This is a genomic window from Kitasatospora sp. NPDC001309 (assembly GCF_042896295.1).
Classification (GTDB): domain Bacteria; phylum Actinomycetota; class Actinomycetes; order Streptomycetales; family Streptomycetaceae; genus Kitasatospora.
The window spans coordinates 22,943-29,859 of record NZ_JBIAXC010000075.1 but is presented as its reverse complement, the minus strand read 5'-3'; the positions used below and the strand labels follow the sequence as shown (position 1 = coordinate 29,859).

6 protein-coding genes and 2 pseudogenes are annotated in these 6,917 nt (G+C 72.3%); 3 read left to right on the top strand and 5 right to left on the bottom strand.

All coding sequences use genetic code 11. The features are described 5' to 3' along the window. Together ACFY2K_RS41405 and ACFY2K_RS41400 are read right to left on the bottom strand one after the other, a co-directional pair. Positions 1–122, bottom strand: a pseudogene (locus ACFY2K_RS41405) (IS5/IS1182 family transposase); the annotation flags it as partial. 53 nt (positions 123–175) lie between these two features. Then, the gene (locus tag ACFY2K_RS41400) at positions 176–1,108 is read right to left on the bottom strand and encodes a pentapeptide repeat-containing protein (protein ID WP_380533140.1); all 933 of its coding nucleotides are present in this window, start codon (positions 1,106–1,108) and stop codon (positions 176–178) included. Between the two features lie 157 nt (positions 1,109–1,265). Here ACFY2K_RS41400 and ACFY2K_RS41395 point away from each other — a divergent pair, with 157 nt between their 5' ends. Continuing rightward, a complete protein-coding gene (locus tag ACFY2K_RS41395) occupies positions 1,266–1,937 on the top strand; it encodes a GNAT family N-acetyltransferase (protein WP_380644447.1) in 672 nt (223 codons plus the stop codon). A gap of 14 nt (positions 1,938–1,951) precedes the next feature. Here ACFY2K_RS41395 and ACFY2K_RS41390 read toward each other — a convergent pair whose 3' ends face one another. Together ACFY2K_RS41390 and ACFY2K_RS41385 are read right to left on the bottom strand one after the other, a co-directional pair. Next, complete coding sequence (locus ACFY2K_RS41390) at positions 1,952–2,761, bottom strand: SGNH/GDSL hydrolase family protein (protein WP_380644448.1); 810 nt, start codon at positions 2,759–2,761, stop codon at positions 1,952–1,954. Between the two features lie 256 nt (positions 2,762–3,017). Next, positions 3,018–3,404: pseudogene (locus ACFY2K_RS41385) on the bottom strand (winged helix-turn-helix transcriptional regulator); the annotation flags it as partial. Positions 3,405–3,501: 97 nt separating this feature from the next. On the opposite strand from ACFY2K_RS41385, the gene ACFY2K_RS41380 reads away from it, so the two are divergent. Together ACFY2K_RS41380 and ACFY2K_RS41375 are read left to right on the top strand one after the other, a co-directional pair. Then, a complete protein-coding gene (locus ACFY2K_RS41380) occupies positions 3,502–4,716 on the top strand; it encodes a pyridoxal phosphate-dependent aminotransferase (protein ID WP_380529517.1) in 1,215 nt (404 codons plus the stop codon). A gap of 19 nt (positions 4,717–4,735) precedes the next feature. Then, a complete protein-coding gene (locus ACFY2K_RS41375) occupies positions 4,736–5,068 on the top strand; it encodes a YnfA family protein (RefSeq protein WP_375890263.1) in 333 nt (110 codons plus the stop codon). Between the two features lie 45 nt (positions 5,069–5,113). Here ACFY2K_RS41375 and ACFY2K_RS41370 read toward each other — a convergent pair whose 3' ends face one another. Then, entirely contained in the window at positions 5,114–6,781 is a 1,668-nt protein-coding gene (locus ACFY2K_RS41370) for a fibronectin type III domain-containing protein (RefSeq protein WP_380529520.1), read from the bottom strand. Positions 6,782–6,917: the final 136 nt, after the last annotated feature.

Genomic DNA, 6,917 nt, shown 5'->3' with positions numbered 1-6,917 from the left:
CGGAACAAGATCCCGTTGATCACCCTGCGGTGGTCGTTCCAGCGCCCGCCCCGCCGACCGCTTCCCGGCAGATGCGGTGCCAGCCGGCCCCATTCCTCGTTCGTCAGATCACCCCGCCCCATGCCGGGCACAACGAGCCCGGCATGGAGAAGTCACATGATCCGCCGGACAGGCTCTAGCGGCGGCGCGGCCTGCCGGAGCGGGTGCCGTTCTGGGGGCGGGGGCCGCTGCGGGGCTTGCGGTGGCCGGGGGTCGCGCCCGTCGGGGCGGTGGCGGGCCAGTGGGTGGGGCGGGTGAGGGCGGCCGGGAGGCGGGTGGTGGCGTCGCCGCGGGCGGCGTTGAGCTGGGCCTGGGTGAGGAAGAGGGCGGTGCTGAGGTCGGCGCCGGCGAGGTCGGCGTCGCGGAGGTCGGCGCCGATGAGGTCGGCGAGGCGCAGGTCGGCGCCGGAGAGGTCGGCGGCGACCAGGAGGGCGCCGCGCAGGTTGGCGCCCTGGAGGTCGGCGCCGCGCAGGCGGGCGCCGAAGAGGTCGGCGCCGCGGTGCTCGCGGCGGCGGGGGACGGCGGCGCGGACGAGTTCGCCGGCCCGCAGCAGGAGCTCGCTGATCCGGCCGCGGTGGGCCGCGACGTCGACGGCGAGGAGTTCCTCGGGGGTGCCGGAGGCGAGGCGGTCGGTCTCCTCCAGGGCCTGCCGCAGTTCGGCGTGGACGGGCCGGGCGGGGGCGAAGGTGAGCGCCTCGGTGAGGTACCAGAGCAGTTCGTGGAGCTGCCGGACGATCGGGAAGACGTCGAACATCGGCTTGGCGGTGGCGGGTTCCTCCCGCCAGCTGACCCCGCCGAAGGTGACCTGGGAGACCCGCTGGCCGGCGCCGAAGCAGTCGTAGACGGTGCAGCCCTGGAAGCCGCTGTCGCGGAGGCGGGCGTGGATCCCGCAGCTGAAGTCCGTCTGCAGGTTGCGGCAGGGGGTACCGGCGGCCTTGTTCACCGCGAAGTCGGCGGTGGCCGCGAAGGGCAGGGCGACGCAGCACAGTCCGAAGCAGCTGCCGCAGTCGGAGCGGAGCGGGGTCGGCGCGGCCGCCGTGGGGTCCTGCGGCGGCTCGGTCTCGCTCACGTCCGGGGTCCTTCCAGCTGTTGGGCGCCGGCGGGAGCCGGCACGTCGAACCCGTCAAGATTACTGGGCAGGCCGCCCTCCGCTTGAGTAAGGTATGCAGGCAAGCAGAGACCATTACATGCGGGGGATCCGAACGATGCCGCACACGATGCCGCACATGACGCCGGAGTCGACCGTCACCGAGCTGGTCCGGATGTGGATCAGCGGCTGGACCGTCTCCCGGGGCGCCGCCGACCCGGTGGAGCGGCCCTGGGGCTGGAGCATCGACGTCGGTGCGCCGGACCGGGAGGTGGGGCGGTACGTGCTGCCCGAGCCGACCGAGCAGGCCGTCCGCGCGCTCGCCGGGGCGACCACCGCGCCGACCACCTGGCTCAAGCTGTTCGCCGAGGACGGGACGGTACGGCCCTGGCTGGGCCCGCAGTGGCGGCTGGACCAGCCCGGCTTCCTGATGACCACCGCGCTCACCCCCGAGCGGGCGCAGCCGCCGACCGGCTACACCCTGACCACCTGGACCAGGGGCGGCGTGCTGCGCGCCCTGGTGCGCAGCACGGACGGGCACCTCGCCGCCCGCGGCCAGGTGGGCCTGGCCGGCCCGGTCGCCGTACCGGACCAGATCGGCACCGCCCCCGAGCACCGCCGCCGGGGCCTGGGCTCGGTGGTGATGCGGGCCCTGCTGTCCGGCGCGTACGAGGCGGGCGCCCGCACCGGCGTCCTGGTCGGCACGGCGGACGGCCAGGGGCTCTACCGGGCCCTCGGCTGGACCACCCGCGCCCCGATGGCGAGCCTGGTCCTGGAGGCGGAGAAGCCCGAGCGGAGCTGGGTCGAATAGCCGGGGTCAGGGCCCTACGGGAACGGCAGCAGCTCCGGCCGCTTCGGCGGCCGGCCGTCGCCGGAGGAGCGGCCGGTGAGGCGGCGGCCGATCCAGGGGCCGAGGTGGGTGCCCAGCCAGCGGGCGTCGGAGCGCAGCCGTTCGGCGCGGCCGGGCGGGGCGACGGCGGGCAGCGGGGCGCGCCAGTCGAAGGCGGCCGGGCGGCCGAGGGCCTCCAGGACGCCTTCGGCGACCCGGCGGTGGCCTTCGGGCGAGAGGTGCAGCCGGTCCTCGGCCCAGAGCCGGCGGTCGTCGAAGCAGGGCGCGGAGAACAGGTCGACGACGGCGTAGCCGTCCTGCCGCCCGAGCTCCTGGACGAAGGCCTTCATCCGCAGGATGGCGGGCAGCAGCCGGGCGCCGCCGGCCATCCTGCGGCTGGGGTCGGTACTGGTGAACAGGACGACGGTGGCGCCGGTGGCGCGCAGTTCGGCGGCGCAGCGGCCGAGCAGCCGCTCGACCCGGTCGATGTCGCAGCCGGGGCGCAGCACGTCGTTGAGGCCGCCGGCCAGGGTGACGAGGTCGGCACCCATCCCGGCGGCGGCGGGGAGCTGTTCGTCGTGGATCTGGCCGATGAGCTTGCCGCGGACGGCGAGGTTGGCGTACCGGAAGCCGTCGGATCCACCCTCGGACCCGCCCTCGGACCCACTCTCGGCGGCGAGCGCGGAGGCGACCCGGTCGGCCCAGCCGCGGTAGTGGCCGTCGGGATGGAGGTCGTCGCACATGCCCTCGGTGAAGGAGTCCCCGACGGCGACGTAGCTGGCGTAACTGCGGCTGATGGTGGGCACGGGCTGCTTCCGCTCTCCTGAGTTGGCTCCGCGATCCGACGATCGTACGTGTGCACTTGCCAACCAGTGTCGCGGGGGCCCGGCCGCTCATTCGGCGTCCAGTGTTCGTTTATCGCCCTGCGCCATCCTGGGGCCACGGGGCGGCGGCCGGCGACGGGGGCCTTGCCGCCGCCCCGCTCAGCCCCCGCCCAGCGCCCGGCGCCCAGCGCCCGCCCAGCCTCCGCCCGGCGCCCGTTCAGCCCCCGACGGCCGCCGCGACACCCGCGCCCGCACCCGCACCCGGAGCCGTGAACCAGTGCTCCCGCACCGCGTCGGTGGGCCGCTGGTCGCCGAGGGCGCCGAGCCCCCACTCCCCCAGGGCCTCGATCACCGGTCGCAGTTCGCGCCCCCGGTCGGTCAGCTCGTACACCGTGGCGTTGGCCGGCCGTTCCAGCCGCCGCCGTTCCGCGAGCCCCTCGCCCTCCAGCTGCTTGAGCCGGGCGGCCAGGATGTCGGTGGAGACCCCGGGCAGGTCGGCGTGCAGGTCGGTGTAGCGGCGCGGGCCGCGCAGGAGTTCACGGACGATCAGGAGGCTCCAGCGCTCCCCCACCGCGTCCAGGGCGCGGGCGACGGCGCAGTACTGGTCGTAGCTTCGGCGTGACATGTGGATCAGCATAGCCAAAAGGTTGGACTTTCCAAGTGCCTACTTGGTAGAACAAAGCGGTAGCAGCGGAGCGGTGGTGACGGTCGGGAGGCCGCAGATGGAGTTTCGGCAGTCGAGCAAGCTGAACGACGTGTGCTACGAGATCCGGGGTCCGGTGGTCGACCAGGCCAACGCCCTGGAGGAGGCCGGGCACAGCGTGCTGCGGCTGAACACCGGCAATCCGGCGCCGTTCGGCTTCGAGGCGCCCGAGGAGATCATCCAGGACATCATCCGCAACCTGCCCTCGGCACACGGCTACAGCGACTCGCGCGGCATCCTGCCGGCCCGCCGCGCCGTGGTGCAGTACTACCAGCAGCGCGGGGTCCAGGGCGTCGGCGTCAACGACGTCTACCTCGGCAACGGCGTCTCCGAGCTGATCCAGATGGCGGTCACCGCCCTGGTGGACGACGGCGACGAGGTGCTCGTCCCGATGCCGGACTACCCGCTGTGGACGGCCTCCGTCCGGCTGGCCGGCGGCAAGGCCGTGCACTACCTGTGCGACGAGGAGGCCGAGTGGTACCCGGACCTCGACGACATCGCCGCCAAGATCACCGCCCGCACCAAGGCGATCGTCGTCATCAACCCCAACAACCCGACCGGCGCGGTCTACCCGAAGGAGCTGCTGGAGGGGATCCTCGACCTGGCCCGCCGCCACCAGCTGATGGTGCTGGCCGACGAGATCTACGACAAGATCCTCTACGACGGCACCGAGCACCACTGCCTGGCCGCGCTCGCCGAGGACGTGCTCACCCTCACCTTCAACGGCCTCTCCAAGGCCTACCGGGTGGCCGGCTTCCGCAGCGGCTGGCTGGTCGTCTCCGGCCCCAAGCAGCACGCCACCGACTACCTGGAGGGCCTGACCATGCTCTCCGGCATGCGGCTGTGCCCCAACGTGCCCGCGCAGTACGCCGTCCAGGCCGCGCTCGGCGGCCACCAGTCGATCAACGACCTGGTCCTGCCGAGCGGCCGGCTCACCGAGCAGCGCGACATCGCGGTCAAGGCGCTCAACGAGATCCCCGGGGTCAGCTGCGTCAAGCCCAAGGGCGCGCTGTACGCCTTCGCCAAGCTCGACCCGGCGGTGCACCGGATCGTCGACGACGAGCGCTTCGTGCTGGACCTGCTGCTGCGCGAGAAGATCCACGTCGTCCAGGGCACCGGCTTCAACTGGCCCCGCCCGGACCACTTCCGCTTCGTCACCCTGCCGCGCGCCGACGACCTGGAGACGGCGATCAACCGGATCGGGCGCTTCCTGGCCACGTACCGGCAGGTCTGAGCCCGTACGCTCACGGACCATGACCGTTCTGCGCTCCGTCGTCCTGTTCGCCCTCGCGGCCGTCGCCGAGATCGGCGGCTGCTGGCTGGTCTGGCAGAGCGTGCGGGAGCAACGGCCGTGGTGGCTGGCCGGGTTGGGCGTGGTGGCGCTGGGCGTGTACGGCTTCGTGGCGGCGCGGCAGCCGGACGCCGAGTTCGGCCGGGTGCTGGCCGCCTACGGCGGCGTGTTCGTGGCCGGCTCGCTGCTGTGGGGCATGGCCGTGGACGGCTTCCGGCCGACCCGCTACGACGTGCTGGGCGCGCTGATCTGCCTGGCCGGGGTCGGCGTGATCATGTACGGGCCCCGGCGCTGAGGGCTTCGCTCCTCGACACCGGGGCCCGGCAGGGGGGTTCGGGGGCTACCAGCCCCAGCCGCCGCCCTGGCCGTCGTCGTCGCTGTTGGAGTCCCAGCCCTCGCCGACCTTGCGCAGGATCGTGTAGTGGTCGATCTGGGTGCCGTTCTCGGCCAGCGCGGTGACCTTCATGGACGACTTCTGGCCCAGGTGGGCCGGGGTGACGTCGACCTTGATGAAGGAGTAGCCGGTGTAGCGGACCCGCGACCACTGGATGGTCTCGGGGGTCTTCACCCGGCCCTTGCTCCAGTAGTAGCTCTGCACCTCGTCCTGGTGGTTCTCGTGGCCCTCGTAGGTGTCCGGGGTCGCGAAGTTGTACAGGCTGCGGCCGGCCGCGCCCGCGGTCACGTAGACCACGCCGTCCTTGGCCGGCTCGATGGTGGCGCCGCTCGGCACCTGCTTCGAGACCTTGTTGCCGAGGATGGCGTCGGTGCGCTCGTAGATGTGGTTGTGGCCGTTGATGACCAGGTCCACCCGGTACTTCTCGAACAGCGGCACCCAGGCCTCGCGGACGCCGCCCTCGGAGGCGTGGGCGACGGTGGTGGAGAAGGCGCAGTGGTGGAAGAAGACCACGACGAAGTCGACGGTCTCGTCGTTGCGCAGGTCCTTGAGGGTGCGCTCCAGCCACTTGGTCTGCTTGTTCGCCGAGATGCCCAGGTTGGCCGGGATCTCGTAGGAGACGTCGTTGGCGTCCAGCGAGATGACGCCGACGTTCTTGTACCGGAAGGTGTAGACGCCGGGGACCTGGCGCGGGTCCGGGCCGTTGTCCGGCAGGAAGAAGCGGGCGTTCTCGCCGCCGTAGCCGTTCGGCGAGTACCAGGCCTCGATGTCGTGGTTGCCGTACGCGACCATCCACGGGATGTCGGCGGCGACGGTCTCGGTCTGGACCAGGAAGTCGTCCCAGGTCTTGGCGTTGAAGACGGACTTGTCCGGGTCGGTGCCGGAACCGGCCGGGTCGGCGTAGCAGATGTCGCCGGCGTGCAGGTGGAAGGCCGGCTTCTGGGCCTTGATGATGTTGTCGTTGCCGGCCGCGTGGGCGCTGACGCCCTGGTCGCCGAAGGCGGTGAAGGTGAACGGCTCGTACACCTTGCCCCAGCGGTGGTCGCGGGAGGGCGCGGTGCGGAAGGTGTGCAGGGTGGAGATCTGCTGCTGCGAGGCCGGGTCGAAGCCCTCGTGGCCGACGCCGTAGTAGTAGGTGGTGTCGGGCTGGAGGTCCTCCAGCGCCACGTGCAGGTAGTACTGGTCCACCGGCTTGCCGGTCGGGGTCAGCGCCGGGGTGTGCAGCGCGCGGACCTCGGCCTGGATCTTGTGGCTCAGCTCCCACGGGTGCTTGCCGAAGCGCAGGAACGGCTTCCTGACCGGCGCCGGGACCTGCCAGGAGATGCGGAACTGGGTGTCCGGCTCGGCGCCGAACTGGAGGTGACGCCCGACCGGCGCGACCAGCGCACCGTCGATGCCGGCCGTCGTGGCACCCGTCAGGAGCTGGGGGCTCGCCGGGGCGGCGAAGGCCGGCGCGCTGCCCAGGGCACCGCCGACGGCGACCGCGCCCACGGTGACGGCACCGGCGCGCAGCATCCGGCGGCGGGAGAAACGGGCCCGCAGGTACTCGTGCTGCTCGGCCATGCTCATGCGGTCGGCAAGCTTGGCCGGCACGCCCATGTTGGGGATATCCATGCGCGGGACTCTGTCAGCGGCGCGTTGACCGCGCACGGACTTCCGGTGAACGGGGGTCAGCGCATCGGCCACTCGAACACCAACGTTCGACCATGGTTAGGCAAAGAGCATGTCCACATCGAAGTGATGTCGGATC

Coding starts and splice junctions, on each gene's coding strand:
- ACFY2K_RS41380 (WP_380529517.1), top strand. CDS start 3,502: ATGGAGTTTCGGCAGTCGAGCAAGCTGAACGACGTGTGCTACGAGATC.
- ACFY2K_RS41370 (WP_380529520.1), bottom strand. CDS start 6,781: ATGGATATCCCCAACATGGGCGTGCCGGCCAAGCTTGCCGACCGCATG.
- ACFY2K_RS41375 (WP_375890263.1), top strand. CDS start 4,736: ATGACCGTTCTGCGCTCCGTCGTCCTGTTCGCCCTCGCGGCCGTCGCC.
- ACFY2K_RS41395 (WP_380644447.1), top strand. CDS start 1,266: ATGACGCCGGAGTCGACCGTCACCGAGCTGGTCCGGATGTGGATCAGC.